The following is a 25119-nucleotide window of genomic DNA, read 5'->3' as shown; positions in this document are numbered from 1 at the left end:
CATGGCCGACAACATCCCGATATCGCCCGGCGAGGGCGCGACCGTCTCGACGGAGGAGGTGACCAACCTCAACGGCGGCTCGGTGTCGGCGCAGCACGTACAGCGCGTCGGCCTGGCGATCCGCACGGGCGACGGCGCGGCGAGCGACCTCGCCTCGGGGCCAGGGGCGGCCGACGCCGGAACCCAGCGCGTGGTCCATGCGTCGGACGATCCGGCCGTGGCGGCGCTGGAGGCGATCCAGTCCCAGGCCGAGAGCACCGAGACCGTTTCAGTGGCGCAGGACACCTCCAAGCTGCGCGACGGTGCCGTCGACCTGACGCCGAAGTTCAAGCCGATCTCGTCGACGGGCAGCGGTGACACGCTACCGGCTGTCACGGGAAAGAAGTTCCGGGTGCTGTCGCTGTTCCTCGTCGTGGGCGGCGCGACGACGGTGACGTTTCAGACGGGGGCCGACGCCGACCTCACCGGGGCCATGCCCTTCGCGGCCAACGGCGGGATCAGCCTGCCGCACAACCCTGTCGGTTGGTTCGAGACCGACGGGGGCGAGGAGCTCAACCACGTCCTGGGCGCGTCGGTCGCCATCGCGGGCGGCATCACATACGTCGAGGTCAGCGAATGAAGACGCCCTTGTTCATCGGGCTGGTCCCGAACGCGATCGTCAACAACGCCAACCGGTTCATGGCCCCTGTGGGCTCGGCCTCGGGGTCGTCCACGGCGATTCCCCGCGTGCCGATCTGCGAGGCCGGGACGCTGTCGCGGCTGAAGGTCCGGCTGGGGACCGAGCTGAGCGGCGGGGGCCAGTATGTCTTCACGCTGATGAAGAACAACGCCGCGGAGTCGATGGCGGTCACCCTGACCTCGGGCGAACAGTCCGAGACCGACACCGTCAACACCGTCGCCGTCGGCGAGGGCGACGACATCATGATCCGCTGCACGCCCACGAGCACGCCGACCACCCAGGCGAACGTCCAACTCGGGATGGTGTTCGAGGCCACGGCGCCGGGGAAGGGGATCATCGTGGCGTTCCACGCCGCCAGCGGCGCGGCGCTGTTCATGGCGCTGGGCGGGTTGGGGTCGGACAACGCCGAGGGCGACGTCCAGGTGATCGCCCCCACGTCGGGAACGATCAGCAAGATCCGGGCGCGTCGGAACACGGCGCCGGGCGGGATAGAGGAGGTCACTTACACCCTCAGGGTCAACGGTGTGGACAGCGCACTGTCATGCACGATCTCGGGGTCAGACACCCAGGACTCCGGCGCGGCGAGCGTGGCGATCGCCGCGGGCGACCTGCTCAGCATCGGTGTCACGATCTCAGATTTGCCCGCCTCCTCGGTTGGCGGCGTGAGCCTCGACTGGGCGCCAACCGTGGATGGCGAGTCCCTGTTTTTCGGGACCGGCAACACCGGCCTGTCAAACGCCGCGGCGCGCTACATGCAGGTCGCCGGGGTCGCCGGCCGCGACACCGAGGCCGACGCCCAGGGCGTGGCGCCGATCGCGTTCACGGCGCGGGCGCTGCGCGCCCGGACCGTCACCGCGCCAGGTTCAGGGAAGTCGTGGACCTACGCCCTGCGCAAGAGCGGGGCCAGCCAGGACCTGACCTGCACGATCGCCGACGCCGCCACCTCGGCCGCCGACGCGACCCATAGCGTGGCGGTGGCCGAGGACGACCTGGTCAACATCCTGATCGCACCCACGGCGACGCCCACGGCGACCGCCAGCATGACGGTCTCGATGGTGGCGTACGTCCCTGGCGCGGCGCCTCCGAGCGGTGGTCGAAACCTGCTGCTGATGGGAGTCGGCTGATGGGCGCGCTGCGCCTGCGCCTGCGCGGCTGGCGGCCTCCGGCCACCGGCCTGATCCCCATGCCGCTGTTCCAGGACTACGAATGGCAGGGGGTGGTCTTCCATTTCAACAAGCCGATCCCGATCGGGGTTGACGCGGCGGGCTGGCCGTTCACCCGTGTCGATCCGACCGCCGCCCTCGTGGACACCACACCCTCGTGCGAGGACGTCCCGGCGCCGACGTATCAGCAGGAGTCGCCGCCCGCGACGATCAGCGGCGCGAGCTATGTCGGCGGCGGCCTGATGATCGATCCCTATCTGCCCGTCTACAACCAGCTCCTGTCGTCGCCGCACGACAAGAGCATCAGGCAGGGCTTCGAGGCGCTGCTGGAAACCAATGTGGTCGGCGGCTCCAGCGCTTCGGCCATCTTCGCCTACGACCCCGCGCTCAACGATCACCCTAGGGCGATCGATCCCGGGACCGGAGAGCCAAGAGGACCCCGCGCCCTGGACCGGGCCATGGCCCTGGTCCAGAGCGTGCGCCTGGCCGGGCTGGAAGGCCCGCCGGCCGCGCCGGCCTATGGCGGCTGGCGCCACTTCGACAGCTTCGCGGTGTTCAACGTGGTCGATGGGCCGGGCCTGCCCGTGGGGTCGTTCCTGCCTGCGACCAGCGCCACGGACAAGACCGTCCGCTTCAACGTCTCGATGATCGACAAGCGGGCGCTGCCGGGCGGGTCGCTGCCCGGCTCGATGCTCACGATGGCCGCCTGCGAGGCCCCCGGCTACTTCCCCGACGTCTGCCGGCCGTTCTACGGCCAGTTCGGCGAGTGGCTGCGCCGGATGGTGATCAACGACGCGCTGGGCGCCAACGACACCGGCTACTCGCGTGGTTACGGCATCCTCTGGTCCGACTGGATGGCGGCGCTGCTGAGCGAGGGGCCGGACGCCGACGACGCCCTGGTCTATCGCGCGGTTCGTTTCTTCATCGACCTTCTGGGTCTGTACGAGCGGGGCTACCGGGGCCTCAACGGCGCGGGCCAGGCCGCCGGCTACGCCCAGTTCATGTACCTGGGCGCGATGCTGTTCGAGCCGACCTATCCCGAGCTGCTGGGCCAGGTCATGGCGTTCCAATCGAATCCGACGCACCAGGCGGCCTGGACCAATGCCTCGCTGGTCGGCGCGCCCGTGCCGTGGAACGCCAACCACCAGCACAACCATGTCGCCTACATGGAGGAACACTGTCCTGATCCGCCGCGGCCGATATGGATCCACACCGGCAACGGCTGGCCCACCAGCCCGAGCCCGCGCCACAACGCGGACCAGGACGCCGACTACGAGACCACGTCCGCCGGCGTCGCCAACTTCCCGGAGGCGCTCAACATCGGGCGCATGAAACGGCCCTCGGACGGCCAGACGCTGGCCCGCATCCTCAACGGCGGCAGTCCGGACTGGTCCAGCCGCACCGAGCGGGGGGCGATGTTCGCCTGGCTGGACCGCTATCGGACTTATGTGACTTCGACCTCGCCGGTCTTCTCCGACAGCGGGACGTCCACGATCCTCCAGCGCCATCGGGACTACTACGGCGCGCGCCGCCCCGATCTGGGCGTGGCCAACTGGACGGGCGTCCCCGAGGCGGCGACGCCCAACGCCTCGACCAATCCCACTTTCAACCGCACGCCCAACTTCCTGTGGCCGGTCTCCGGGGGCTTCGCCTGGGACATGTCGGGCCTGGGCAACTACAGCGAGGATATCACCGACTATCACATCCAGTATTCGCTGGATCAGATGACGTGGGTGGACACCGACGTGCAGGTCGAGAGCGGGTCGCAGACCGGCCGGCCGCCGGTCAAGCACTATGTCCGCTGGCGGCGTCAGTCTTTCAGCGGCTGGGGTCCGTGGTCGGTCAACACCAAACGCTTGGAGCTGGCCAGCAGCCCCGAGCGCATGGTGCTCACGCCGCTGGGCTCGCACGCCGGGGCGACCACGAACACGGTCCTGCCGGCGATCCACGTCCCGAAGTATCCGCGCTGGTGGGGGCCGTTCTTCGTCCCGGCCGCCGACCCTATGGACCTGTCGGAGAACGTGGTGGCCTATGCCGGCCTGGGCGATTGGGAAGGCGACCTGAGCGCCGGGTTCGACATCCAGTGGTACCGCGACGACGCGCCGATCCCCGGCGAGATCAACGTGAGCCATGTGATCGGCGTCGACGACCTGGGGACCTACCTGAAGCACAGCGTCACCTGCGGGGACGTGACGGTGTTTTCCGAACCCATCCTGATCGGCGCGCGGCCCGCGCTGGCGGCCGGCGTGGTGTGCGACATCACCGGCGCGGCGTCGGACGAGCTGTACTTCGCCGAGGTGCTGGCCTCGTTCCGCGCCCACTCGACCAACGTCGACCCCGCCTTCGCGCTGTCGGGCGCGCCAGGCACGGCCTTCACTGCCGGCGAGACGGTGACCTCGTCGGGCTCTGGCGTAGGCGTGGTGCGGGTGCGCGAGGGCGCCCGGATCATCGTGCAGGTGACCTCGCCCTTCCTGGCCGGGGAGGCTGTGACGGGGGCGACGTCGGGCGCCTCGGCCGAGATCGTCCAGATCGCGTCGGGCGTCGTGGTCGACCCGGGGCAGTTCTTTCGGACGGAGGGCGAGGACCAGACCCTGGTGGCGCAGGGCGTCCTGCGGGGGAACAAGTCGAGCAACGTCCCGACGCTGCGCGGTGATGTCGCCGCCCGCGTCCCCCTGGAGGTCGGCGAGACCTATGCGGGCGTCGCCCATGTGGGGATCGGCCTCAACAAGGCGGCCAATAACAACACCCTGCTGCGGCTGGGCTCGGCGATGGACGGCCAGGACTATCTGACCGAGGTGACGATCACCAACGGGGACCAGCCCAAGGTCGTCGCCGTGCCGATCGGTCCCTTCGTAGCGGCCACGGCCGCGTGCTGGGTCCGCCTGCGCACGAACACCAGCTCGGGCGGGTCGGCCGGCGGCGATCCGCAGTTCGATCGGATCTTCCTCGAAAAGATCAGCTAGGCGGTCGCGCGGCGACGACGCAGCGCCGTCCCGGCCAGTCCGAAGCCGCCGATCATGAGCGCCCAGGTTCCGGGCTCGGGAACCGAGATGTGGCCCGGCCCGCGGAGGAACTCGCCGTCGATCAAGGCGAAGGTGATGGGGTTGGTCGCGCTGTAGCCGGTCCGGCTCCGGTCGCGACCGGAGCCGTGGATTACTGAGAAGCCACCAGTCTGAGGGGCCGACAAGAAGAACGCGGGATCGCTTGTGATCGTCAAACCATCCGGGGGCGCGAAGAACTGGATGCCAAAACCGGCCACTTCATCGCCGGCCAGACCTGGCGCGAAGTCGCGCGTGAAACCCAGCGAGAACGCGACATCCCCACCCAGCTTGCGGGCCTCAGCGAAGGTCGTCGTCTCGGTCGTGCTGTCGAACGTCAGGCCGCCGACCTGGAGCGACCAGGACGAGGCGTACCAGTAGGGGCCGCCGGGATCGTCGAAGGTCATGGTCAGGGACCAGGTGTCGGGCAGGGTGAGGCCGACGTCGTGGTAGATCGTCACCGCGTCCGGCCCGCTGAAGGACAGGAAGTCCAGCGTCCCGCCGAGGGTGATGGTGGCGGCCCCGGCCGGGGCCGAGACCGAAAGGATCGCCGCGATGGCGGCGGTGGCAAACCCTGCCCGCATTCCGAACCCCTCCCAAGGTCGAGGCCGGCAGGGGGCGCCTCTCTAGCTTGAGTGTCAAGAGTCCACACGCCGGGGGCGAGCCGTGCCGCAACCCACGATGTTCCTGGAGGATGTCCGATGTCCCTGAGCGATCAGTGGGGCGAGGTGCTGATCGCCGCCCTGTCGGGTGGCGTCGTCACCAAGGCCTTCGAGTGGTGGCGCCAGCGCGGCAAGGATCGCAAGATCGCCCGCGACGAGGTGGCGGCCGCCGCGCGCGACGTGGTCCGCACCGCGCTGGAGAGCGCCGGCGGCCAGGTCGAGCGGCTGGAGGCCGAGGTCGAGGGCCTGCGCGACGACGTCGCCCAGATGCGGGCGGCCCACGCCCAGGAGATGGCCGACATGCGCGCCCGGCATGCAGCCTGCGAGCGGCTGACGGCGGAGCTGCGGGCGGAGATCGACCGGCTGATGGCGGGCCCGGTGGCCACCTATCCCGCCGTCGTAGCGCCGAAGCGGCGGCGGCGGTCCCGCGCCAAACCCGCGTCGGGCTCGGGGGGCGCGTCGTGAGCCGCCTCGCCGTGCTGCAGACCTTTATCGGTGAGATCGCCCGCCCCCTCGCGATCATCTCCACGTCGTTCTCGGCGTCCTGGGCGGTGATCGAGGTCGCCCATCGGGTCGAGAACGGCAACGACGGGGGACTGTTCATCGGCGCGGTCTTCGCCGGCGTCGGGGCGATCTACATCGGCAAGTCCGTCGAGGTGTTCAAGAAGAGCCAAGCCGCCGCCGATGTGGAGAAGGCCCGCGCGAAGGCCGGAGCCGAGGCGCCCGCGCCAGAGCCGGCGGAGGACCCCACGCTGTACGGCGGCCCGCGGCCGTGACCCTCGTCCTGACCCCGGAGGCGGCCCAGGAGGCCCGTCGGCTGATCGCCCGGCTGGGTGAGCTGCTCCAGGCCGCCGAGGCCGTTCCTGCGCTGCCCGAGCCGCCGCCCGCCGGCGGCGGTCCGCGCGTCCTGACCGCGGCCGACTTCGAGGCCGCCGCCGCCCGGCTCGGTTGCGGCCCGGCGGAGATCCGCGCGGTCTACGAGGTGGAGAGCGCCGGCGCGCCCTTCGGCCCGGACGGCCGGGCGACGGTGCTCTACGAGGGCCACAAGTTCTCGGAGTTCACGGCGCGCCGGTACGACCGCACCCATGGCGGGGTGAGCTGGCCGACCTGGGACAAGACCCGGTATCCGCGGGGCACGGCCGCCGAGCGGCACGCCGCCAACTGGGCGAAGATCGAATATGCGGCCGGCCTGGACCGCGACGCCGCCTATCGGTCGGCCAGCTATGGCGCGCCGCAGATCATGGGCTTCAACTTCAAGGCCTGCGGCTTCGCCGACGTCCACGCCTTCGTCGGAGCGATGAACCGCAGCGCGGCCGACCAGCTGGCGGCCTTCACCGACCTGGTGCTGGCGTGGGGCCTGGACGACGAGCTGCGCGACCGGCGCTGGGCGGCCTTCGCGCGCCGCTACAACGGGCCGCGCTACGCCGAGAACGGCTACGATCGGAAGCTGGCGGCGGCCTTCGCCACCTGGACGGCGCGGCTGACGGCGTGATCGGCGCGGCGCTGGTGGTCGCGGCCACGCTCGCGGTCGCGGCCGGCCTGACGGTGCGCGCGGCGCGCCTCGTACTTCGCAACTGGCTGAATGGAGCGGACGGCATGGCCCTGTTCTCGATCCCCGCGCTTGACGCGGCGCGCGGCGTGCTGGGCGACTGGTGGAAGGCCGCCGCCGGCATCGTGGCGGGCGCGGCGCTCGCCCTGCCGGTCGGCCAGTGCCAGGGCGCACACGCCGCGCGCGCCGAGCTGAAGGCCGCCCAGGCCGAGGCGGCGGCTCGGGCCCAGGCCGCGAACGCCGCCCGGGTCGAACGCCAGGCCGCCGAGCGCGAGGCCGACACCGCCCGGAACACCGCTGCTGCGAAAGGACGATCCGATGCGATCCATGCCGGGCCGGATGGCCCCACTTCTGGCCCTGAGTGCCGCCTTAATCGTGAGCGCCTGCTCCGCGACGGCGCGCGGGCCGCAGACCTTCCCCCTTGCCGCTGACCTGGCGGTTCCGCCCAAGCCCCGGCCGACGATCGAGACGATGACGTCGGCCGCCGCCTCGGCCGAGCTGAACAGCGCGATCGAGGCGTGGGGCGACGACCTGGCCGCCCAGGTGGCGGGGCTCTGCCGCTGGCACCGGCGGGCGGGGATGCGGGTCGACTGTCCGCCAGCGCCAGACTGACCATTCTCCCGCCTTCGGCAAATTGGTGAGGCCCCTCGGAGCGATCCGGGGGGCCTTTTCGATTCCGGGCCTGGGCTACATAGTGGGGCGTCGCCTGCCTTCCCCCCCTTGGCAGCGACCGCCAGCGTCCCCGGCCGGGGGTCGGTCGGGGCGCTGGCGCAAGGGGCTACTCTTCTGGCCGCGTCGCCAGGAACGCATAGCCCCGCACATTGGCGGCCCCAATGACCCTGGCCCGGTTGACGCCGAGCCGGCGGGAAATTCCGCCAATGGTCTCCCCTGCCACGTTCGCGCGCGCAAACTCCGTATCCCAATCCACCGGGTGGGGGATTGAGCCTCTATAGGATGCCATCCTGAGGACGACAGCGCGGCGCTTGCACGCGTAGTAGACCGAGGCCCGATCGACGCCCAGGCGAAGCGCGACATCAACCTGTGACTCATCGTCGGCGGTGGCGCGTGCGAGCTCGACGTCCCAGTCAATACCCCTCGCCGTGGTATCTGCGTCGCGCTTCCTCCGCAGCCGCCTCACATGCACGCCCCGTCGGCGCTCGGCGCCTCGCAGGGTCGCCCCGGCCACGCCGAGTCTGGCGATCAGATCAGCGGAGGTTTCGCCCTCCTCGCGGGCATGATTCAGCTCGTTGTCCCAGTCGATACCTTTCCCTGCGCGCTTCAGTCGGATACCGCGATGACGGCAGGCGTCCCTCACGCTGGCGTCCTTGACGCCGAGACGCGCGACGAGATCACCAACACTATCGCCCGCAGCCAGCGCTGCGGCGAGTTCGGCGTCCCAGTCGATCCCCCTCGAGGCAGTGCTGGCGCGGCCGAGTTCGACCCCCAGTCGGTCCGCGGCATGACGCACCTGCGCCCAGGTCACGCCCAGACGGGCGGCGACATCGCCCCTGGTTTCGCCGGCCGCGCTGGCCCGGCTCAATTCCGACGCCCAGTCGACAGAGCCTGTTGCCGGCTCCGTGCCGGCGGCGGCAGTTTCGATGACGGGGTGCGCGGAGACCTTGGCGCGCCGGCGCACATACTCGCGCTGGTACTCTCTGGCTCGGTCGGCGTCGCGTCCGTCGGCGCGCTTCGCCCCAGGCGGGAGTTGCTTTCTCGGCAGCGCCGCCGCGATGGCGGCCTGCTTGGCCCGATCCTCCGGACACTTGACGCCGCGGCCGGCGGTCCTAGCCGCTTCGATGGCTCTCGGGAGGTGGTCGTAGGTCAACGCACCCTCGCTGGCGAGACGAAGGGCCAGCGAGGACTGCGCCTCCCTCAGATCGGCGGCGGCGAGCGGATGGGATTGCGGCAGGCCGTGGCGGATCTTGTAGGCGCGGGCATTGAGCTGATGGACGCGGTTGATGTGCGAGCCGAGCGAGCGGAACGACAGGCCGCACTCCAGGCAGGTCACGAGGTTAGTCATCGCCCAGCGCGGCCTCGCGCAGGGTGAACCAGATCGGCCAGTCCACGGCCTGGGCGCTGCGGGCGAGCAGATCGCGGCCGCGGTTCGGGTTCACGCCGATCGAGCGCCAGGCCGGCCCGTGCCCTAGGCCGCCAAGCCGCTGAGACAGTGTCTCGATCAGGATCGCCACCAGGTCGGTCGGCGGCGGCATGTCGGCGACCCCGAGGGACATGATCCTCCGGCGGATCAATTCAGCGTCCGCGGCGGCGGGGTGATCGTCATGGGCACCGATGAGGACATCTGCGCGGATGACTGCCAGAGCCGCCCCGTTGGCGGGAGCCGTATCGGCGCCACCCCTCAGCTCACGGACGACGAGGGCCTGGGCGAGCGGGTTCACGTGTCGTCCTCCTTGAGTTTGTATGCTGTCCAGCCCCGGTTACTGACCCACGCCTCCTCGATGGGGAGCCGCTGGGCGACGGTGTCGGGCACGAACTTGTTGCCGCCGAACTTCCATTGGCCGTTCGGGAGGCGCCACAAAACCTGCCCGCCGATCAGCCGCTTGCGAGCGCGCGCGACCTTGTCGGCCGCGGCGCCCTGCGGAGGAGGACGCTTCGGGCGCGGCATCCTTCTAGAGGTCGCCTTCGGCCCAGCCGACCACTTCGACGGCGAAGCGGCCCATCAGTTCGTCGAGGTCATCGGCGGTGATGTGGTCGGGGGCGTGGCGGCGGATGAACGCTGCGGCGCGCTCGGCTTCGTCGCCCTCGAAGCGGTCAAGCCAGCCGCTGTTGGCGAAGGCGGTTTCGGCGTCGCGGATCGTGGAAACATTGTAGCTTTGCATCTGAGCCTCCTGTGGCTGTCGGCCTGCGCTTCCGCGCCGCCATGAGTGTTATTTAGCGCGGAAATCCCGCGCTGTCAACAGGCGAAGTTGCGGGGATGCGGCCGAACGCAGGGTGACTGTGAGGGTTCACGGCTCGCGGCGCTTCGCCGGCACGCGGTCGTCGATGAACGGCTTAGGCGGCCACGCCCCGAGCAGCTCGGGCAGGCGGGCGTAGTTGACCGCCAGTCGACGCGCCTCGTCTGAACTCATGCGATAGGACCCCGCGTCGAACGCGGCGGTCTCAGGCGTGTAGGCGAACCACACCATAGTGAATCCTGTGGCGTCCTGGACCTGCCATGAGTTGTGGCCCGGGTGGACCGTCCACGGCGGCGGGAAGCGGCGGCGGAGCATGCTGCGACGCCCTACGCCGGCCAGCGGATGTTCGCAATATGTTCTCGCGCAAAGGATGCGCGCGCCGCGCGCACCCCGCTACGGCGCGTCGGCTAGGGCGGGTCGGCCAGCAGATCGCGCAGCAGCGAGCCGATCACGCGCTCGGCGCCGGTGTCGCCCAGGCCGAAATCGCTCCGGCTCGCGCAGCACCAGGCCACCGCCTCGGCCTTGATCTGGGCGCTTCCGAAGTCGGCCGCCGGCGTCGCGACGATCGCGGCCAGCAGGTCGTCGGCCAGGGCGTAGTAGGCCGCCTCCTGGGCCGGGTCGCCCAGATCGGGCGTGGCGGCCCACAGCAGCTTCACGGCGTGGCCCAGGGCCCCCAGGCGGCGTCCGGCGTGGGTCGTCTCGATCTCGGTCATGGTCTTCCCCCCTCTGGGACAGCGGCCGGGCCGCGCCGCGCCGGCCAAGCCGTCAACCCGTTTTGGGTTAACCCGGATCAGGTTCTAGTGGGAACGCCGCGCAGGGAAGCGCCACGAGGACGCGCGGCGAGTGACCTCCAATCTCAACGACCCGGCTTACCGCACCTTCGTGGCCCGGCTCGCCGCCCTGCGCACGGCGTCCGGCGTCACGCAGTCCGAGCTGGCCGCCCGGCTCGGCCGGCCGCAGTCCTACGTCTCCAAGATCGAGCGGCACGAGCGCCGGATCGACCCCGCCGAGTTCTGGCGCATCGCCCGCGCCCTGGGAGCCGATCCCGCGGCGGCGTTCGCCGAGGTCGCGGCGGGGCTGGCGGAGGGCGTCGAGGCCGGGTGAGGCCCTATACAGGCCCCTCGCAACCCTTTGATATCGTTGATGGCGGGTTTCGGGCCCTTTACGAGGAAGCCCTTGAAAAGACGGCAGAGCGCTCAGCTTGGGAAGCTGACGTTCTACCTCTGAACTACACCCGCGCGCGGCGGCCTTCATAGCGGCGCGGGCCGCGCGGGCCAAGGCTTTGAATTGACCTCCCCACCCGTTGGCCGCACCTTCGGGGAGAACCGGACAGCGGAGGAGGCGGTCATGGCCGACGGAACGGCGCATTCCCACAGCGGAGCCCAGGAGCGGGCGACCTTCACCGCCATGACCGAGGGGACCGAGGCCGACTGGGCCGCCATCGCGCGGGCCGGCCAGGCGCACCGGGGCGAACACGTCGACCGCATCCTCAGCCACATGAAGCTGCTCGACAACGACTATGGGGGCTTCAACGTCGACCGGCTCGAGCATTCGCTGCAGACGGCGACGCGGGCGTTCCGGGCGGGCCAGGACGAGGAGTATGTGGTCTGCGCCCTGCTCCACGACATCGGCGATATCCTGCTGCCGGCCAGCCACGCCGAGCTGGGGGCGGCGATCCTCAAGCCGTACATCTCGGAGCAGAACCACTGGATGCTGGAGAAGCATGGGATCTTCCAGGGCTACTACTTCTTCCAGCACCTCGGCCTGGACCGCGACATGCGCGACCAGTGGCGGGACCATCCGTGGTTCGAGTACACGGCCCAGTTCTGCCACCTGTACGACCAGAACTCGTTCGATCCGACCTACGACTCCATGCCGCTGGAGGCTTTCGAGCCCATGATGCGGCGGGTGATGGAGCGGCCGAAGCGGTCCATCTACCTGCGCGAGACCGCGGCCTGAGCCTTTCAAGGCGGCAGGTCAGACCGCCTCGTCCTGGAAGATCTCCTCGATCGGCAGGCCGAACAGCCGAGCGATCCTGAAGGCCAGCGGCAGGCTGGGATCGTACTTGCCGGTCTCCAGCGCGTTCACGCTCTGGCGGGACACGCCCAGCCGTTCGGCCAGATCGGCCTGGCTCCAGTCGCGCTCGGCGCGCAGCACCTTGAGGCGGTTCTTCATGAGGCCACCAGCAGGGCGAGTCCCCCCAGGCAGAAGAGCGCGACGACGCCGGCCGCCAGCGCCGAGGTGAGCGGAGACGCCAGCAGGCTCATCGACGGCTTCCCCACCACCAGGCCCACGCGATCAGGAAGCCCAGCAGTTGGGCCGCCATGACGACGCCCGCGCCGTAGGCCAGCAGGTCGGCGCGGCTGGCGGCGGCGGGCAGCAGGGCCGCCACGCCCAGCGGCTCGAACACGATGGCGATCGCGCCCACGCCCATGCCGATGGAGCCGCCCCAGTACCACGCCCACTTCTGGGCCTCCCGGGCCGCCTCGTCGAGGCTGCGCCAGTAGCCGGCCACCAGCCAGGCCGAGCCGACAGCCCACAGGAGGAAGAGGGCGAACAACCCTGCAGGCTCCAACTGGTAGCCGGCCCCGCGCAGCCCCGTGATCGCGCCGGCGAGAAGGAGGCCTGCGGCCATCCCCACGGCGAACCTCGCCCAAGCCGATCGAAACAACGTCATGAAAGGTCTCCTTGTCTTGAAGTCAAGGAAACACGACACATCGAAGCGTGTCAAGCTCGCTGGACAAAAAGTCAGGCAAGCCCGTCTTTCGGTCTCAGCCGCCCCAGACGCGGAAGTGCTTGGAGAGCTTCAGGCCCTGGCGCTGGTAGTGCGATCCGCTCTCGCCGTAGAGGCGGGCCGGGCGCTCGGTCAGGGGCTCGTAGACCAGGCGGGCGACGGTCTGGCCGTCCTCGAGGATGAAGGGCGTCTCGTGGCTGCGGACCTCGAGCACGCCGCGCGAGCCCTTGCCGTGGGCCTCGTCGGTGCCGAAGCCAGGATCGAAGAAGCCGGCGTAGTGGACGCGGAACTCGCCCACCGAGGGATCGATGGGCGTCATCTCGGCCGCCTCCAGCACCGGGATCTCCACCGCCTCCTTCGAGGCCAGGATGTAGAACTCGCCCGGGTCCAGCAGGAGCTGGCCGTTGCGCGGGACCAGCGGCTCCCAGAAGTCGCGCGGGTCGTGGCCGTCCTCGTGGTCGAGATCGACGACGCCGGCGTGGCGGCGGCCGCGGAAGCCGGCCACCTCGCCCGTCAGGTCGACGCCGACGCTCTCGGTCCGCAGGCGCGGCGGCGCGCCGGCCTTGAGGCGGAGCTGGTTCAGCCGGGTCCCCGAGCGCACCAGCACCGAGAAGGTCTGGGGCGCGATCTCGATGTAGAGCGGCCCGTCGTAGCCTTCGTCCACGTCGTCGAAGGCGTCGCCGAAGTCGGTGATGACGCGCACGAACACGTCCACCCGGCCGGTGGAGCTCTTGGGGTTGGCGCGGGCCGAAATCCCCTTCGGCAGTTTCAGCCGCTCCTGCAGCTCGACGATGTAGACGCAGCCGCGCTCCAGCACCGCGCCGCCGCCGGTGAGGTCCAGCTCGTGCATCGCCACCTCGGCGAGGCGCTGGCGTACGGCGCCCCGGCGGGGCAGGAAGCTGGCCCGCACCCGCCAGGCGCGGCCGGCCAGGCGCAGGTCCAGGCTGGCCGGCTGGACCTGGTCGTCGTCGAACGGCGTGGCCGACGTGATCGCGCCGGCGGCGATCAGGGCTTCGATGGACTGGCAGGGCAGGATGCCCGGGACGCTGGGATCGCTCATGGGCGGCGCACAGTTACCGCAGAACGGCGGCGTGGCAAGGCTTGAGGGCGCGGCGCGAAAGGCCGCGAAACGGCGCCTTCCAGCGTTCAAGAACCGCGAAAAACGCGGAAGGGCGCGGAAGGCGAAGCTGCAATTCCGCGCCCTTCCGCGTTTTCCGCGGTGGCATGACAGAGCCTTCGCTTGCGCGAAGGCTCGGCGAAAGTCGGGCCGTCTGCGGGAAAGCGGCCCTTGACGCCGGGTGGCGCCCGGCGTTCAAGGCGCAGTTTTTCGGATGGAGCCTCGGGAATGGCGGAAGACCCGCGCGACTGGCAGATCGAGACGCGCGCGGTGCGCGGGGGGCTCGCGCGCACGCCCTATGGCGAGATCTCGGAAGCCCTGTTCCTGAACCAGAGCTTCGCCTACGACAGCGCCGCCAGCGCCGACGCGCGGTTCGCCGGCGAGGCGCCGGGCTTCATCTACCAGCGCTTCGGCAACCCCACGACCCAGATGTTCGAGGACCGGCTGGCGCTGCTGGAGGGCGCCGAGGCCTGCCGCGCCACGGCGTCGGGGATGGCGGCGGTCCACCTCTCGCTGATGGGGCTGGTCCGGGCCGGCGACCATATCGTGGCCGGCCGGGCGCTGTTCGGCTCGTGCCGCTGGATCCTGTCGGAATGGATGCCCCGCTTCGGCGTCGAGACCACCTATGTGGACGCCACCGACCTGGAGGCGTGGAAGAACGCGGTCCGGCCCAACACCAAGGTCTTCCTGGTGGAGAGCCCCGCCAATCCGTTGCTCGAGGTGACGGCGATCGGCGCGGTGGCCGACATCGCGCACGCGGCCGGGGCGAAGCTGGTGGTGGACAACGTCTTCGCCACCCCGATCTTCCAGAAGCCGCTGGCCCTGGGGGCGGACATCGTCGTCTACTCGGCCACCAAGCACATCGACGGCCAGGGCCGCGTGCTGGGCGGCGCCATCCTGGGCCAGGCCGAGCTGATGACCGAGGCCTACAAGGACATCGCCCGCCACTGCGGCCCGGCGCTGTCGCCGTTCAACGCCTGGGTGCTGCTGAAGGGCCTGGAGACGCTGGAACTGCGGGTGGGGCGCCAGACCGAGAACGCCGGCCGGGTGGCCGACGCCATCGCCGCCCATTCCAAGGCGAAGCAGACGATCTATCCCGGGCGGCCCGACCACCCGCAGGCGGCGGTGATCGCCAACCAGATGACGGGCGGCGGCAACGTCGTGGCCTTCGACCTGGGCAGCCGCGAGGCCGCCTGGCGGTTCCTGGACGCGCTCCAGATCGTCGACATCTCGAACAACCTGGGCGACGCCAAGTCGATGGCCACCCACCCGTCGACCACCACCCACCGCTCGATGCCCGAGGAAGAGCGCCAGGCCATCGGCCTGACCCAGGGCTGGGTCCGGATGAGCGTGGGCCTGGAGGGCGCGGCCGACCTGGTCCGCGACGTCAGCCGGGCGCTCGACGCCGCCTGAGGCGGCCTCGGGACAACCTGGGGCGACCCGGGAGCCTCAACCCGCCACCCCGAAGAGGGCGCCGATCCCGGCGCTGGCGCCCAGGGCCAGCGCGCCCCAGAAGGTGACGCGCGCCGCCGCCCGCCCGGGCTTCGCGCCGCCCAGATGCGCCCCCAGCGCGCCCAGGCCGGCCAGGAACACGACGGCCGCCGCCGAGACGAAGCTGACCATCGCCTCGTGTGGCGCCGTGGCGGCCACGGCCAGCGGCAGGGCGGCACCGGCGGTGAACGACAGGGCCGAGGCCATGGCGGCCTGGATCGGCCGGGCCACGGTCGAGGCCATGATGCCCAACTCGTCACGGGCATGGGCGGCCAGGGCGTCCCGGGCGGTGAGCTGGGCCGCCACCTGTTTCGCCAGGGCGGGGTCGAGCCCGCGGCGCTCGTAGATGGCGGCCAGCTCCTCCAGCTCGTACGCCGGGTCCGACGCCAGCTCGGCCCGCTCGCGGGCCAGGTCGGCGCGCTCGGCGTCGGCCTGGGAGCTGACCGAGACATATTCGCCGGCGGCCATCGAGAACGCGCCGGCCACCAGGCCCGCGACGCCCGCGATCAGCACGTCGCCGCGCCCCTGAGAGGCTGCGGCCACGCCCGTGATCAGGGCGGCGGTGGAGATCAGGCCGTCGTTGGCGCCCAGGATGGCGGCGCGCAGCCACCCCACCCGCTCGGTCCCGTGCCGCTCCACATGCCCCCTGGCCAAGCGCGCCCTCCCCGTCCCGCTCCCGTCCGGGATCAGGCGTAGCCCCGTCGCGGGCGCGCCTCAAGCGGCGGGGGCGCGCCGCAGGCGCGGGAAGATGACCGCTCGCCACGGCGCAGGCCTCATAGTGTCGCGCGACCCAGGAATTTCGACACGAAGGTCGCCAAGGCCACGAAGACCACGAAGAGGCCCGTGAACCGCTGCGGCCGCGATCCGCCCAGACGCCTTCGTGGTCTTCGTGGCCTTGGCGACCTTCGTGTTTGTATCGGCGCTGACGCGCCAGCATGGCTGGGAAGCACCGCCTGCCGCTATGGATTGTATGTCCCTGCTTTGTCGCTTCGGGCTCGCACGCGCGGACGAGCGCCCGCGTCCGGCCGCGCGGGCCGGGAGTCGGGCGCACGTCGCGACGGGGGCGGACCGGACGAGGTCGAACGGGAGGCGGGCGAACCGGAAGGACAGCGGCCGGCACGGTCGCGCGGCTTCACCCGCGGGATTCCCGCCCGGCCAGAGAAAGCTAGCGGCGCGGGGGGCCGGTGGATCGCCGGGGCGGGCCGACGCCGGGCGGCGAGCCTGAAGAGCGGCCTGGGGAGAGACCCGGAAGGCCCGATCCGTCGGGCGGGCGCGACGGCAGGGTGAGGGCCGAGGTCCCGCCCGAGAGGCGGCCCCTTAGCGCGCTTCCGGGAGTCGCCGGCAAAGGCGTCGCCGGGTTGGCCCCTGAATTCGATCTTGGGTTCGATCTCAGATCCGCCGAGGATGTGGGCGACGGCCCCGCCGGACCCGGCCCGGATCGGGCGCCGACCCGGTCGAGCAGCTCGCGCAGGCCGGGAAGCTCGGCGGCCTGTGGCGTCAGCGTCCCGGCGTCGTCGGCCACACGCGCCAGGGTGCGCAGCAGGATGGGCAGGCTGGCGCGTTCGTCCTCCCGGTCCCGGTCGCGCTCGTCATAGGTGGTCCGCTCGGGGGATTCCGGCGGCTCCGGCCGGTCCGGCGCCTCGGGCCGCTCCGCCTCCAGCCGGGCGGCTGCCGCCAGGGCCGATGGGGACGGCGGGGACAGCCGCGCCTCCCGCCGCGCGCGCATCGCCAGGGCGATGGCCAGGCGGACCGACGCGAAACCGCGGTTGAACGCCTCGTACAACCGGAGCTTCCGCTCCAGATTGCCCTCGACCTCCGCCGCCCGCGCGAACCCCATCCCGAGGCCGAACGCGGCCTCGCGCATGACATCGAGCTGGCGGACCTCTTCGTTCATGAGAACAAAGATAGAACACTTATCCTGGAAGGTCAATGCCCACGCCCGGAGTGCGGGAGCCCCTCCTTCCGCTCGGCGCCATGAGCGGCCCCCGGCTGCCGACGGCAAAGGGAGATGTGCCTCAGCAGCCCGGTTCTGGTCGCGAGGCTGAGACTAGGTCAGGCTGCGCCGTATGAGACCTTTCCTCATTCTATCGGCTGCCGTGGCGCTCATGTGGTCGTCGGCGACCGCCGCCCAACAGGCGGAGCTGCTGCATTCCGATCTGCCTCTCTGGCGGCCCGGCGACGCTGGGGTCTCGCCGCGGGCGTTCACGAATCCCGAGACCTTCGGGTGCGCGCACAGGTTGAAGCTGGGAATCTGGCGCTTCGACGCGCGCGGCGAGGATGAGGGCGATCCGATCTGGTACCGCCTCACCAACTATGGGATGATGCACTGCTGGATGAACGTCGCCGAGGGCTCGGATCACGACACGTTCGGATCGAGCCGCCCCGCCTTTCTCGTGGAACTGGGCTCTGCGGGCGGACGCGAACTCTGGGCCCTGCAGCTCGGCGCCCGGCCCGGCAGCGAGTACCTGCTGTTGGCCCGCAGTCCCGCTGAGGGGCCTATCGGTCAGTTCGACGTACTGCAGCGCGACTGCACCCGTCGCCAACTACGCCAGGGCGAGCCTCTCGACATACTCATCACGCGATACTGCGGCATCAACTCAAAGCACGAGCTCGTCGCCATGGCTCGCCGGATGGCGAAGTTGCCACCGTTGGGACGTATGCGGTTTCACGGCCTGCCGCCTGACAGTGACGATGATGAATAGGCACGTTCAATGTGGATCGACGGAAGGCCTTGTTGCGCCAGAAGGAGGCGTTGGGATCAGGTCGGGAAGCGGACCTTGAAGGTCCTCGCCATCAGCGCTTTGGCCAGCACCTCGGCGAGCCAGCTCTCTGATGCTGAGCCCGAATTCATCGACGAAGCCTAACAATAATTTTGTACGTCCCTAGACGCCATGCGATCAGCCAACGTCCAAAGGTGCTGGTAGCTTGAGTACGTGTTTTGCTGAGATCGACGCCACGGGGGCGAAAGGGTGAGATGATCAAGATCGCGTTGTTTAACCACAAAGGTGGCGTCGGCAAGACGACGCTCACGGTCAACATTGCTGACGCACTCGCAGATCTCGAAAAGTCAGTTTTGATTGTCGACGCGGACCCTCAGTGTAACATCACATCCTTCTACATGGATGAGTCGCGCCTAGAAGAGCTTCTTGGCGAGTCGGGGGAAGATGGATCTGACGCCACAGTTTGGTCTGCACTGAAGCCGGTGGTCGAAGGCCGGGGAGACGTAGGATCAATTACCCCGTGGGAGATGCGAAAGGGCATCCACTTGCTTCCCGGTGATGTACTGATGTCAGACTACGAAGAAGAACTTCCTACGGCCTGGACGGAATGCTTCGCTCGTCGGCAGCGCGGATATTCCGTGACAACAGCGCTCTCGCGCCTTGTGAACAACAATGCTGAGAGCTTGGAAGTTGACGTTGTTCTATATGACGTCGGGCCTAACGTCGGTGCCTTGAACCGCGTAGTTATCCTCGATTGCGACCTGTTCATCACCCCTGTTGCAGCCGATCTTTTTTCGCTCAGAGCGCTTTCCACCGTCGGCCGATCCGTGGCCAAGTGGATCGCTGACTGGCAAACGATCAGGAGCTTGGCATCACCAGCCGACCGGGAGAGTATCTTCGAGGGCCTGCCCACGTACGGCGGCTACATCACCTCCGCCTTCAAAGTTCACACTGGTAGATCCGCGGCCAATCCGCATGCCGATTGGGAAAAGAAAATCGCGCCCCGCGTGAGGGATCGGGTCGTGTCGGTATTGGGCGCTGTGAACCCCGACCTCATCCCCAACTTTGGCGGCAACAAGGTAGGCGGTGTGAAGCACTTCCACAGCCTTGCCCCGGAAGCTCAGAAATATGGCTTCGCGATCGGAAAGCTGCGCGGCTACGTCAATCCCGGTCACTACGCGACGGTGGATGACGCTCGAAGTACCTTCGCCGCGCTGGCCCGCGAGATTGTGCGACGGGCGGGCATTTAGGTCAGCGAGGCAGCATGGCAGACCCCTCTGCGGTCCTCAAAGAGTTGCTTGAAAGGCATCCCTCTGCTCCGTTCCTGTTTGTTGGATCAGGTTTCTCACGGCGTTACCTCGGACTAGAGGACTGGGCGGGTCTCTTGGCGCGCTTCTGCGGACCAATCCGGGAGTTCGGCTACTACAGCTCCAAGGCTGATGGTGACCTGCCTCGAGCCGCCAGTTTCATGGCCGAGGACTATAACGAGTGGTGGTGGGGCGCTGCTGATACTGCATCCAGTCGCGCGGCGCATGGCGCACGAGTGAAGTCCAAATCTGATGCGCTCAAGGTAGATATTGCTAGATATATTAGCACCCTCTCCGTGGAGACCGCGCGAAACTCCGAATTCGGCGATGAGATTGGCAGCTTCTCGAAGATTGCCGTAGATGGGATAATTACGACAAACTGGGACTTCTTAATCGAGGAACTATTTCCAGACTTTCGGGTATTTGTTGGGCAACAAGAGTTGTTGTTCTCCAACCCTCAATCAATTGGTGAGATATACAAAATACATGGATCGGTCTCAGATCCCGAAAGTCTCGTGCTAACTGCTGAGGACTACCAAGAATTTTCCTCGAAGAACCCATATCTTGCGGCCAAGCTAGTTACCATATTCGTCGAGCACCCAATAATATTTCTTGGCTATTCGATTACAGACCCTCATATACGGGCGATTATTAGTTCAATCGCCGCATGCCTACCGCAGGAGAAGGTGGCCGCGTTCCAAGAGAACCTAGTCTTCGTTCAGCGTACCGGGACTGATGAGCAGCCTTCCATCGAGCGAACGACGATTCAGTCAGACGCCTTTAGTGTAACTATGATGGTGGCCAAGGTCGCGCATTTCGGCCAAGTCTATGAGGCACTAACGACGACAAAGCGCAAGATTCCGGCGCGCGTCCTCCGCTTCTTTAAGGAGCAACTGTACGAGTTGGTCCATGTACCCAGCGCGAACGCTAATAAGCTTGCAGTGGTGGATTTTGACGAAATCAATTCAGCCGAGAATGTAGAGTTTGTGGTGGGCATCGGCGTCGCGCAGCGCCTCCAAGAGCATGATGAAAAGGCTGATCAGCACGTTCAAGATGCCCTATCCAAGAAGGGCTATGCGGGCGTCACTTCGAATGAGATATTCAGCGACTGCCTTGCGGAGAACTCGCGCTTCAATGCGTCGGACCTTCTGAGCGCGGCATTTCCTAGCCTTGCCCGATCGAATCGAACCTTCATTCCGGTATACCGATATCTTCGCGCTGCAAGAATTGATTCCGAAGATGCCTTAAAGTCGTCAAGTTTTGAGGGCGCGAAGAAGGTCGTCGCCAGGATGGCAGGCGCGGACTACAGCATCGGTCGTACTTACCTAGGTCGATACCGCAACGCTTTTACCGGCCTTTCGACTGAAGAGATTATAGATAAAGCGACCAGTCCTATTGAAGCCGGACTTATGCTCGGCTTTCAGCCATCAGAGGAAGTCGACGTGGAGCGCTTGCGCGCATTCTTGTTAGAGCAAGCCGGCGCTTTCACGATAGCGCCCTACGATACCGCATATCGCAAGCTCATTTGTCGATACGATCGGTTGAAGTTTGGGTTCTGAGCGGCCCGTTTCCTTACCGAGAGCTGTGCGAAAATCTGGGTAGCGGAACTTCCTAAAGCTTCCAATGAGTCAGACCGGTGCCATTGTTGCGGGGGGCTGACCAGGGTGCCGACCAGCGGACCTTCCGAACTTCCCTGTTGCGCCAGAAGCCGCACCCCACCGCGCCGACCGAGCGGTGGCCACCGCTCGCGCCCTCCCGTGCGAATGGGGTGGGCGCGAATGGGGACGCATACAGCGGGGCGGTGGCTCGGCGCGGGGCGCCGGCGCGCCCCGCCCCCTACCCGTAGCTCTGCAGCGGTCGCACTTCCAGCGGGGCTTCGGCGGTCGCCGCGATGGCGCGGGCGGCCGCCACGGCGGCGGGGGCGGTGGTGAAGTAGGGGATCTTGCCCATGAGGGCGGTGCGGCGGATCTCGAAGCTGTCGAGCAGGGACTGCTTGCCCTCGGTGGTGTTGAAGACGAGCTGGACCTCGCCGTTCTTCATGGCGTCGACGATGTGGGGGCGGCCTTCGAGGACCTTCTTCACCACCTCGACCGTCACGCCCTCGCCCTGGAGGTAGGCGGCGGTGCCGGCGGTGGCCAGGATGCGGAAGCCCTGCGCCTGGATGATGCGGGCCGCCTCCAGGATCCAGAGCTTGTCGGCGTCGCGCACCGAGATGAAGGCGCAGCCCTCGGTGGGCAGGGTGGCGCCGCCGCCGAGCTGGCTCTTGGCGAAGGCGCGGGCGAAGGCGGGGCCCGGCGAGGCCTCGCCGGGGCGAATCCAGTCGAGGCCCATGACCTCGCCCGTCGAGCGCATCTCGGGACCCAGCACGGTGTCGACCTTGGGGAACTTGGCGAAGGGGAAGACCGCCTCCTTCACCGCGATGTGGTCATAGGGCCTGTCGGTGAGGCCGAAGTCGGAAAGCGGCTTGCCGGCCATCAGCTTGGCGGCGATGGCGGCCACGGGCCGGCCGATGGTCTTGGCCACGAAGGGCACCGTGCGGCTGGCGCGCGGATTGACCTCGAGCACATAGATGCGCGGGGCCTCGCCGTGCGGCTCCTCGATGGCGAACTGCACGTTCATCAGGCCGCGGACCTCGAGGGCGCGGGCCATGGCCTCAGTCTGGCGCTTCAGCTCGGCGATGGTCGCCGGCGTCAGCGAGAAGGGCGGGAGCGAGCAGGCGCTGTCGCCCGAATGCACGCCCGCCTCCTCGATATGCTCCATGACCCCGGCCACGAAGACCTGGCCATTCGCGTCGCACAGGGCGTCGACGTCCACCTCGGTGGCGCGGCTGAGGTACTGGTCGATCAGGACCGGGCTGTCGCCCGACACCTGGACGGCGGTGGCGATGTAGCGCTCGAGCTGCTCATCGTCGCGGACGATCTCCATCGCCCGGCCGCCCAGCACGTAGGACGGGCGGATCACGACGGGGTAGCCCACCTGGTGCGCGGCGGCGAAGGCCTCGTCGCGGCTGCGGGCCAGGGCGTTGACGGGCTGGGCGATCTTCAGCTTGTGGAGGAGCTGCTGGAAGCGCTCGCGGTCCTCGGCCAGGTCGATGGCGTCGGGGCTGGTGCCCAGGATCGGGACGCCCGCCTCTTCGAGCGGCCCGGCCAGCTTGAGCGGCGTCTGGCCGCCGAACTGGACGATCACGCCCAGCAGCTCGCCGTTCGCGCGCTCGGTCTCGATGAGTTCGAGGACGTCCTCGGCCGTCAGGGGCTCGAAGTAGAGGCGGTCCGAGGTGTCGTAGTCGGTGGAGACGGTCTCGGGGTTGCAGTTGACCATGATCGACTCGACGCCGATCTCGGCCAGCGCGAAGGCGGCGTGGCAGCAGCAGTAGTCGAACTCGATCCCCTGGCCGATCCGGTTGGGGCCGCCGCCCAGGATGATGGCCTTCCTCGCGCCCGACGGTTCGGACTCGCAGTCGGGGACCTGGCCCAGGGCGCCGGTCTCGTAGGTGGAGTACATGTAGGGCGTCTCGGCTCGGAACTCGCCGGCGCAGGTGTCGATGCGCTTGAAGACGGGGCGGACCCCCAGGGCGCGGCGCTGCTCGCGCACCTCCTTCTCGGTGGTGTGGGTGAGCCGGGCCAGCCGGGCGTCGGAGAAGCCCAGGGCCTTCAGCCGGCGGAAGTCGGCGGCGGTGGTGGGCAGGCCGCCCTCGCGGACGGCGGCCTCGGTGGCCACCAGGGCTTCGAGCTGGCGCAGGAACCAGGGCTCGTAGGAACAGGCGGCGTGGACCTCGTCCACCGTCAGGCCGGCGCGGAACGCCTGGGCGATGACGCGCAGCCGGTCGGGGGTGGGGACGGCCAGGGCGCGCAGGACCGCGGCGCGGCCGGTCTCGGGATCGTCGCCGCCCTCGATGGCGATCTCGTCCAGGCCGGACAGGCCCGTCTCCAGGCCGCGCAGCGCCTTCTGGAGGCTCTCGGCGAAGGTGCGGCCGATGGCCATCACCTCGCCCACCGACTTCATCTGGGTGGTGAGATAGGGCTCGGACCCCGGGAACTTCTCGAAGGCGAAGCGCGGGATCTTGGTGACCACGTAGTCGATGCTGGGCTCGAACGAGGCCGGCGTGGCGCCGGTGATGTCGTTCATCAGCTCGTCGAGGGTGTAGCCCACGGCCAGGCGCGCGGCGACCTTGGCGATCGGGAAGCCGGTGGCCTTGGAGGCGAGGGCCGAGCTGCGGCTGACGCGGGGGTTCATCTCGATCACCACCATGCGGCCGTCCGCCGGGTTGATGGCGAACTGGACGTTCGAGCCGCCGGTCTCGACGCCGATCTCGCGCAGCACGTCGATCGAGGCGCGCCGCATCCGCTGGTATTCCTTGTCGGTCAGCGTCAGCGCGGGCGCGACGGTGATGGAGTCGCCCGTGTGGACGCCCATCGGGTCGATGTTCTCGATGGAGCAGATGATGATGCAGTTGTCCGCCTTGTCGCGGACCACCTCCATCTCGTACTCCTTCCAGCCCAGGACGCTCTCTTCGATCAGCACCTCTGTGGTGGGGGAGAGGTCGAGGCCGCGCTCGACGATCTCGCGGAACTCCTCGACGTTGTAGGCGATGCCGCCGCCGGTGCCGGCCAGGGTGAACGACGGGCGGATGATCGCGGGCAGGCCCACGAACTCCAGGCCCTCCAGGGCCTCGTCCATCGAGTGGGCGGCCTTGGACTTGGGGCTTTCCAGCCCGATCTTGTCCATCGCATCGCGGAACTTCTGGCGGTCCTCGGCCTTGTCGATCACGTCGGCGCGGGCGCCGATCATCTCGACGCCGAACTGCTTGAGCACGCCGTTCGCCTCGAGGGCCAGGGCGGTGTTCAGCGCCGTCTGGCCGCCCATGGTGGGGAGCAGGGCGTCGGGCCGCTCCTTCTCGATGATCTTGGCCACCATCTCGGGCGTGATCGGCTCGATGTAGGTGGCGTCGGCAACGTCGGGATCGGTCATGATCGTCGCCGGGTTCGAGTTGACCAGCACGATCCGGTAGCCCTCGGCGCGCAGGGCCTTGCAGGCCTGGACGCCGGAATAGTCGAACTCGCACGCCTGGCCGATGACGATGGGCCCCGCGCCGATGATCAGGATCGAGGAGATGTCGGTGCGTTTGGGCATGGCTCTCGCGCGCAAGGCCGCGCGGGCTTGCGCACCGCACGCCGATAAGGTCGGAACTTCAGGTCAAGGCGCCCCTTTAGAGACCCGGCCGCCCGTGTGCAAGCGCGCCGGCGGCCCTTTGGACGCCCGGGCGCGGGCAAGTCGCGGGACGCGATTTGGTTCCCCGAAATTTCTGTTTCGAATCATGCAACTGGCGGCGGGCCTGGGGCGCTGTTCCTGCAGGGCGCCGCAAAGCGCCACGCCAGCTCCAGGAGGCCGCCATGAGCCTGATCGACCGCATTCCGACGCTCGCCGACGACGAGGTGGCGAGCTTCCTCGCCAACGCACGCCGGCTGGCCGAGTCGGGCGACGACAAGCAGCGTGCGGCGGCGGCCGAGCTGGTCCCCGCCCTGGAGGCCGAGGCCGAGGCGCGCCACGAAGCGCGGCAGGAACGGGCCAAGGCCAAGCGCGCCGCCACCCGCCGCGCCACCCTGCGCAGCCAGGCGGCCTGATCCCCTCGCGCGATCGTCCGCGTCGCCCGATCGGATCGCCGTACGACCGCAACGCCCTCGCCTCTTCGGCGATGTACGACTCAACCGTGACGACTTGCGCAAAGGCGCGGGTGCGGGCAGCTTGGC

At 68.8% G+C, this 25119-nt stretch carries 28 protein-coding genes; 15 read left to right on the top strand and 13 right to left on the bottom strand.

Going from position 1 to position 25119, the window contains the following annotated elements:
• Window position 1 precedes the first annotated feature (1 nt).
• The 3 genes from WG212_RS08095 to WG212_RS08085 are packed head-to-tail and all read left to right on the top strand — an operon-like array spanning window position 2 to window position 4805.
• On the top strand, window positions 2-619 hold the full coding sequence (locus WG212_RS08095) for a hypothetical protein (RefSeq protein ID WP_337186572.1): 618 nt from the start codon (window positions 2-4) through the stop codon (window positions 617-619).
• Complete coding sequence (locus WG212_RS08090) at window positions 616-1803, top strand: hypothetical protein (RefSeq protein ID WP_337186571.1); 1188 nt, start codon at window positions 616-618, stop codon at window positions 1801-1803. The genes WG212_RS08095 and WG212_RS08090 overlap by 4 nt, the downstream gene beginning before the upstream one ends.
• Window positions 1803-4805, top strand: coding sequence for a hypothetical protein (locus WG212_RS08085; RefSeq protein WP_337186570.1), 3003 nt, complete (start codon window positions 1803-1805; stop codon window positions 4803-4805). Before WG212_RS08090 ends, WG212_RS08085 begins: the two co-directional genes overlap by 1 nt.
• Here the strand turns inward: WG212_RS08085 and WG212_RS08080 are convergent.
• The gene (locus WG212_RS08080) at window positions 4802-5464 is read right to left on the bottom strand and encodes a PEPxxWA-CTERM sorting domain-containing protein (protein ID WP_337186569.1); all 663 of its coding nucleotides are present in this window, start codon (window positions 5462-5464) and stop codon (window positions 4802-4804) included. The two genes, WG212_RS08085 and WG212_RS08080, sit on opposite strands and share 4 nt — an antisense overlap.
• A gap of 117 nt (window positions 5465-5581) precedes the next feature.
• On the opposite strand from WG212_RS08080, the gene WG212_RS08075 reads away from it, so the two are divergent.
• Genes WG212_RS08075 through WG212_RS08055 form a run of 5 tightly spaced genes read left to right on the top strand, consistent with a single transcriptional unit; the run spans window position 5582 to window position 7703 of the window.
• A complete protein-coding gene (locus tag WG212_RS08075; RefSeq protein WP_337186568.1) occupies window positions 5582-6007 on the top strand; it encodes a hypothetical protein in 426 nt (141 codons plus the stop codon).
• Window positions 6004-6318 (top strand): hypothetical protein, encoded by a 315-nt coding sequence (locus tag WG212_RS08070; RefSeq protein ID WP_337186567.1) that lies wholly within the window; start codon window positions 6004-6006, stop codon window positions 6316-6318. Before WG212_RS08075 ends, WG212_RS08070 begins: the two co-directional genes overlap by 4 nt.
• Window positions 6315-7034, top strand: coding sequence for an N-acetylmuramidase family protein (locus tag WG212_RS08065; RefSeq protein WP_337186566.1), 720 nt, complete (start codon window positions 6315-6317; stop codon window positions 7032-7034). The genes WG212_RS08070 and WG212_RS08065 overlap by 4 nt, the downstream gene beginning before the upstream one ends.
• Window positions 7031-7522, top strand: coding sequence for a hypothetical protein (locus WG212_RS08060; protein WP_337186565.1), 492 nt, complete (start codon window positions 7031-7033; stop codon window positions 7520-7522). Before WG212_RS08065 ends, WG212_RS08060 begins: the two co-directional genes overlap by 4 nt.
• Before the next feature lie 40 nt (window positions 7523-7562).
• The gene (locus WG212_RS08055) at window positions 7563-7703 is read left to right on the top strand and encodes a hypothetical protein (RefSeq protein ID WP_337186564.1); all 141 of its coding nucleotides are present in this window, start codon (window positions 7563-7565) and stop codon (window positions 7701-7703) included.
• A gap of 166 nt (window positions 7704-7869) precedes the next feature.
• On the opposite strand, the gene WG212_RS08050 is transcribed toward WG212_RS08055, so the two are convergent.
• The 6 genes from WG212_RS08050 to WG212_RS08025 form a co-directional block, all read right to left on the bottom strand.
• Window positions 7870-9099, bottom strand: coding sequence for a MucR family transcriptional regulator (locus WG212_RS08050; protein ID WP_337186563.1), 1230 nt, complete (start codon window positions 9097-9099; stop codon window positions 7870-7872).
• A 4-nt stretch (window positions 9100-9103) separates the two neighbouring features.
• Window positions 9104-9487 (bottom strand): hypothetical protein, encoded by a 384-nt coding sequence (locus tag WG212_RS08045; RefSeq protein ID WP_337186562.1) that lies wholly within the window; start codon window positions 9485-9487, stop codon window positions 9104-9106.
• Entirely contained in the window at window positions 9484-9714 is a 231-nt protein-coding gene (locus WG212_RS08040) for a hypothetical protein (protein ID WP_337186561.1), read from the bottom strand. Before WG212_RS08040 ends, WG212_RS08045 begins: the two co-directional genes overlap by 4 nt.
• Before the next feature lie 4 nt (window positions 9715-9718).
• The gene (locus tag WG212_RS08035; RefSeq protein WP_337186560.1) at window positions 9719-9928 is read right to left on the bottom strand and encodes a hypothetical protein; all 210 of its coding nucleotides are present in this window, start codon (window positions 9926-9928) and stop codon (window positions 9719-9721) included.
• A 126-nt stretch (window positions 9929-10054) separates the two neighbouring features.
• Window positions 10055-10318 (bottom strand): hypothetical protein, encoded by a 264-nt coding sequence (locus WG212_RS08030; protein WP_337186559.1) that lies wholly within the window; start codon window positions 10316-10318, stop codon window positions 10055-10057.
• Between the two features lie 92 nt (window positions 10319-10410).
• Entirely contained in the window at window positions 10411-10716 is a 306-nt protein-coding gene (locus WG212_RS08025) for a hypothetical protein (protein ID WP_337186558.1), read from the bottom strand.
• Between the two features lie 130 nt (window positions 10717-10846).
• Between WG212_RS08025 and WG212_RS08020 the strand changes: the two genes are divergently transcribed.
• Entirely contained in the window at window positions 10847-11107 is a 261-nt protein-coding gene (locus WG212_RS08020; protein ID WP_337186557.1) for a helix-turn-helix transcriptional regulator, read from the top strand.
• Between the two features lie 243 nt (window positions 11108-11350).
• Window positions 11351-11962: an HD domain-containing protein gene (locus tag WG212_RS08015; protein WP_337186556.1), complete on the top strand. Its 612-nt coding sequence runs from the start codon at window positions 11351-11353 to the stop codon at window positions 11960-11962.
• Window positions 11963-11980: 18 nt separating this feature from the next.
• On the opposite strand, the gene WG212_RS08010 is transcribed toward WG212_RS08015, so the two are convergent.
• The 3 genes from WG212_RS08010 to WG212_RS08000 all read right to left on the bottom strand — a co-directional run bounded on the left by WG212_RS08010 (window position 11981) and on the right by WG212_RS08000 (window position 13797).
• The gene (locus tag WG212_RS08010) at window positions 11981-12178 is read right to left on the bottom strand and encodes a helix-turn-helix transcriptional regulator (RefSeq protein WP_337186555.1); all 198 of its coding nucleotides are present in this window, start codon (window positions 12176-12178) and stop codon (window positions 11981-11983) included.
• An 88-nt stretch (window positions 12179-12266) separates the two neighbouring features.
• Entirely contained in the window at window positions 12267-12680 is a 414-nt protein-coding gene (locus WG212_RS08005) for a hypothetical protein (protein WP_337186554.1), read from the bottom strand.
• 94 nt (window positions 12681-12774) lie between these two features.
• Window positions 12775-13797: a 2'-deoxycytidine 5'-triphosphate deaminase gene (locus WG212_RS08000; RefSeq protein WP_337186553.1), complete on the bottom strand. Its 1023-nt coding sequence runs from the start codon at window positions 13795-13797 to the stop codon at window positions 12775-12777.
• 285 nt (window positions 13798-14082) lie between these two features.
• Here WG212_RS08000 and metZ point away from each other — a divergent pair, with 285 nt between their 5' ends.
• Entirely contained in the window at window positions 14083-15267 is a 1185-nt protein-coding gene (metZ, locus tag WG212_RS07995; RefSeq protein WP_337186552.1) for an O-succinylhomoserine sulfhydrylase, read from the top strand.
• 36 nt (window positions 15268-15303) lie between these two features.
• Here metZ and WG212_RS07990 read toward each other — a convergent pair whose 3' ends face one another.
• Both WG212_RS07990 and WG212_RS07985 read right to left on the bottom strand, forming a co-directional pair.
• The gene (locus WG212_RS07990) at window positions 15304-15999 is read right to left on the bottom strand and encodes a VIT family protein (protein ID WP_337186551.1); all 696 of its coding nucleotides are present in this window, start codon (window positions 15997-15999) and stop codon (window positions 15304-15306) included.
• A 511-nt stretch (window positions 16000-16510) separates the two neighbouring features.
• Window positions 16511-17239, bottom strand: coding sequence for a hypothetical protein (locus WG212_RS07985; protein WP_337186550.1), 729 nt, complete (start codon window positions 17237-17239; stop codon window positions 16511-16513).
• 172 nt (window positions 17240-17411) lie between these two features.
• Between WG212_RS07985 and WG212_RS07980 the strand changes: the two genes are divergently transcribed.
• The 3 genes from WG212_RS07980 (at window position 17412) to WG212_RS07970 (ending at window position 20931) form a co-directional block, all read left to right on the top strand.
• The gene (locus tag WG212_RS07980; protein WP_337186549.1) at window positions 17412-18047 is read left to right on the top strand and encodes a hypothetical protein; all 636 of its coding nucleotides are present in this window, start codon (window positions 17412-17414) and stop codon (window positions 18045-18047) included.
• Between the two features lie 272 nt (window positions 18048-18319).
• Window positions 18320-19315 carry a ParA family protein gene (locus tag WG212_RS07975; protein ID WP_337186548.1) on the top strand — a complete coding sequence of 332 codons (996 nt, stop codon included), beginning with the start codon at window positions 18320-18322 and terminating at the stop codon, window positions 19313-19315.
• Between the two features lie 14 nt (window positions 19316-19329).
• Window positions 19330-20931: an SIR2 family protein gene (locus tag WG212_RS07970; protein WP_337186547.1), complete on the top strand. Its 1602-nt coding sequence runs from the start codon at window positions 19330-19332 to the stop codon at window positions 20929-20931.
• Window positions 20932-21208: 277 nt separating this feature from the next.
• Here the strand turns inward: WG212_RS07970 and carB are convergent, their stop codons facing one another.
• Window positions 21209-24502: a carbamoyl-phosphate synthase large subunit gene (gene carB, locus WG212_RS07965; protein ID WP_337186546.1), complete on the bottom strand. Its 3294-nt coding sequence runs from the start codon at window positions 24500-24502 to the stop codon at window positions 21209-21211.
• Between the two features lie 260 nt (window positions 24503-24762).
• Here carB and WG212_RS07960 point away from each other — a divergent pair, with 260 nt between their 5' ends.
• Window positions 24763-24993, top strand: coding sequence for a hypothetical protein (locus WG212_RS07960; protein ID WP_337186545.1), 231 nt, complete (start codon window positions 24763-24765; stop codon window positions 24991-24993).
• The last annotated feature ends 126 nt before the right edge of the window (window positions 24994-25119 follow it).

The organism is Phenylobacterium sp. (genome assembly GCF_037189685.1).
Taxonomy (GTDB): domain Bacteria; phylum Pseudomonadota; class Alphaproteobacteria; order Caulobacterales; family Caulobacteraceae; genus Phenylobacterium.
The sequence above is the reverse complement of the archived record's forward strand: the minus strand, read 5'-3'. Positions and strand labels throughout refer to the sequence as shown.

Bases quoted from the DNA above. Each gene is read 5' to 3' on its own strand.
- WG212_RS08095 (WP_337186572.1), top strand. From the start codon at position 2: ATGGCCGACAACATCCCGATATCGCCCGGCGAGGGCGCGACCGTCTCG.
- WG212_RS08090 (WP_337186571.1), top strand. From the start codon at position 616: ATGAAGACGCCCTTGTTCATCGGGCTGGTCCCGAACGCGATCGTCAAC.
- WG212_RS08085 (WP_337186570.1), top strand. From the start codon at position 1,803: ATGGGCGCGCTGCGCCTGCGCCTGCGCGGCTGGCGGCCTCCGGCCACC.
- WG212_RS08080 (WP_337186569.1), bottom strand. From the start codon at position 5,464: ATGCGGGCAGGGTTTGCCACCGCCGCCATCGCGGCGATCCTTTCGGTC.
- WG212_RS08075 (WP_337186568.1), top strand. From the start codon at position 5,582: ATGTCCCTGAGCGATCAGTGGGGCGAGGTGCTGATCGCCGCCCTGTCG.
- WG212_RS08055 (WP_337186564.1), top strand. From the start codon at position 7,563: ATGACGTCGGCCGCCGCCTCGGCCGAGCTGAACAGCGCGATCGAGGCG.
- WG212_RS08040 (WP_337186561.1), bottom strand. From the start codon at position 9,714: ATGCCGCGCCCGAAGCGTCCTCCTCCGCAGGGCGCCGCGGCCGACAAG.
- WG212_RS08035 (WP_337186560.1), bottom strand. From the start codon at position 9,928: ATGCAAAGCTACAATGTTTCCACGATCCGCGACGCCGAAACCGCCTTC.
- WG212_RS08030 (WP_337186559.1), bottom strand. From the start codon at position 10,318: ATGCTCCGCCGCCGCTTCCCGCCGCCGTGGACGGTCCACCCGGGCCAC.
- WG212_RS08025 (WP_337186558.1), bottom strand. From the start codon at position 10,716: ATGACCGAGATCGAGACGACCCACGCCGGACGCCGCCTGGGGGCCCTG.
- WG212_RS08015 (WP_337186556.1), top strand. From the start codon at position 11,351: ATGGCCGACGGAACGGCGCATTCCCACAGCGGAGCCCAGGAGCGGGCG.
- WG212_RS08010 (WP_337186555.1), bottom strand. From the start codon at position 12,178: ATGAAGAACCGCCTCAAGGTGCTGCGCGCCGAGCGCGACTGGAGCCAG.
- WG212_RS08005 (WP_337186554.1), bottom strand. From the start codon at position 12,680: ATGACGTTGTTTCGATCGGCTTGGGCGAGGTTCGCCGTGGGGATGGCC.
- WG212_RS08000 (WP_337186553.1), bottom strand. From the start codon at position 13,797: ATGAGCGATCCCAGCGTCCCGGGCATCCTGCCCTGCCAGTCCATCGAA.
- metZ (WP_337186552.1), top strand. From the start codon at position 14,083: ATGGCGGAAGACCCGCGCGACTGGCAGATCGAGACGCGCGCGGTGCGC.
- WG212_RS07985 (WP_337186550.1), bottom strand. From the start codon at position 17,239: ATGAACGAAGAGGTCCGCCAGCTCGATGTCATGCGCGAGGCCGCGTTC.
- WG212_RS07980 (WP_337186549.1), top strand. From the start codon at position 17,412: ATGAGACCTTTCCTCATTCTATCGGCTGCCGTGGCGCTCATGTGGTCG.
- WG212_RS07975 (WP_337186548.1), top strand. From the start codon at position 18,320: ATGATCAAGATCGCGTTGTTTAACCACAAAGGTGGCGTCGGCAAGACG.
- WG212_RS07970 (WP_337186547.1), top strand. From the start codon at position 19,330: ATGGCAGACCCCTCTGCGGTCCTCAAAGAGTTGCTTGAAAGGCATCCC.
- carB (WP_337186546.1), bottom strand. From the start codon at position 24,502: ATGCCCAAACGCACCGACATCTCCTCGATCCTGATCATCGGCGCGGGG.
- WG212_RS07960 (WP_337186545.1), top strand. From the start codon at position 24,763: ATGAGCCTGATCGACCGCATTCCGACGCTCGCCGACGACGAGGTGGCG.